Annotated in this window: 2 protein-coding genes; one reads left to right on the top strand and one right to left on the bottom strand. The window is 62.1% G+C overall.

All coding sequences use genetic code 11. From position 1 onward, the window contains the following. The first annotated feature begins 149 nt into the window (after nucleotides 1-149). Nucleotides 150-968, top strand: a complete 819-nt coding sequence (locus tag ENZ75_RS31870) for an AraC family transcriptional regulator (RefSeq protein WP_063170251.1) — start codon at nucleotides 150-152, stop codon at nucleotides 966-968. 39 nt (nucleotides 969-1,007) lie between these two features. Here the strand turns inward: ENZ75_RS31870 and ENZ75_RS31865 are convergent. After that, nucleotides 1,008-1,379 (bottom strand): DUF815 domain-containing protein (locus ENZ75_RS31865; protein WP_128278619.1); only part of this gene is annotated, 372 nt, incomplete at its 5' end.

Raw genomic sequence — 1,379 nt, 5'->3', positions numbered from 1 at the left:
AACCGGGCCTGCTCCCACAACAACATAGAAACTCATGGCATAACCTCTCATCCAAGTTTTATGGAGAGGCGTAGGTACATAGCCACGGCATTGAAAATCGCGCGGGAATTGCCAAGTCTTGAACAGGTTTTGCCATGAATCGAGAAAGCATGCTCTCGCAAGTCGCCCCGGCCCGATCCCCGTCCGACGTAACATTGGCCTCCCGGCATGTCGAAGCCGGGGTCCATCGTCTGCTCCGGGCGCCACACCATCGCATCATGGTGCATGCAAGTGCCGCGACGCGCTCCTACTGCCATGAGGTTCGACGATATTTCGTCAGGCGCGCCGGCGATATCGACCTGGTGCCCGCCGGTCAGGAGGGTGGGTTCGAGGCTGAGACCCCGTTCGACACGATCGAGATCGCGTTACAACCGGCCTTGATGGAAAGGGTGGCAGCCGAACTTGGCAAGGCGCGCGCATTGCCGCTCGGCACACGTCACCTGCTTCGTGACCAGCGCATCGAACACCTCGCGCGAGCACTGGAGAGCGATCTCAATGCGAAGTCGCCGAGCGGGTCGTTGTTTGCCGACAGCATCGGCGCCGCGCTCGCTGTGAGGCTGCTTGGCCTCGGTGAACCTGATATCGATCGCGCGAACCGGCTGTCGGATACTCAGCTCAAGCGCGTGCTGGAGCATATCGAGGTTGCGCTGCACGAACCCCTATCGATCCATCGACTGAGCCGGGTTGCCGGCGCCAGCAGTTCGCACTTGCGGACATGGTTCAAGGCGGCGACGGGCTTCACCCTGCACCGCTACGTGCTACGGCGTCGCGTCGAACGCGCACGCGTCCTGCTGCAGCAAGGCGATCTCAGCACAAGCGAGGTGGCGGAATTGACGGGCTTCGCGCACCAGTCACATCTGGCGCATTGGATGCGGCGTGAGATCGGCCAAACGCCGCGTGATTTGCGGCGGTCGCAGCCGCCCAAATGATCTTGTCATCGGATGGCGTTGGCGACGCTATCCAACGCATCAGTCCTTCAGCGGTTTGCCGAGCCGGCCAGCCAAATCCTGGGTGAACTGCCAGGCGACGCGGCCCGAGCGGCTGCCGCGCGTCGTCGCCCATTCCAATGCTTCGGCGCGCAGCGTGTCGGGATCGATTGTCAGCCCGTGATGGCGGACATAGCCGTCGATCATGTCGAGATACTCGTCCTGCGAACATTTGTGGAAACCGAGCCACAGCCCGAAGCGGTCGGACAGCGACACCTTTTCCTCGACCGCTTCGGACGGGTTGATCGCGGTCGAGCGTTCATTGTCGATCATGTCGCGCGGCAAAAGATGGCGGCGGTTCGAGGTGGCGTAGAAGATGACATTGGCTGGACGGCCCTCGACGCCGCCTTCGAG

This window comes from Mesorhizobium sp. M7A.F.Ca.CA.002.04.1.1, from assembly GCF_004022805.1.
GTDB lineage: Bacteria > Pseudomonadota > Alphaproteobacteria > Rhizobiales > Rhizobiaceae > Mesorhizobium > Mesorhizobium ciceri.
This window is presented reverse-complemented; position numbering and strand designations above follow the sequence as displayed.

Coding starts and splice junctions, on each gene's coding strand:
- ENZ75_RS31870 (WP_063170251.1), top strand. CDS start 150: ATGCTCTCGCAAGTCGCCCCGGCCCGATCCCCGTCCGACGTAACATTG.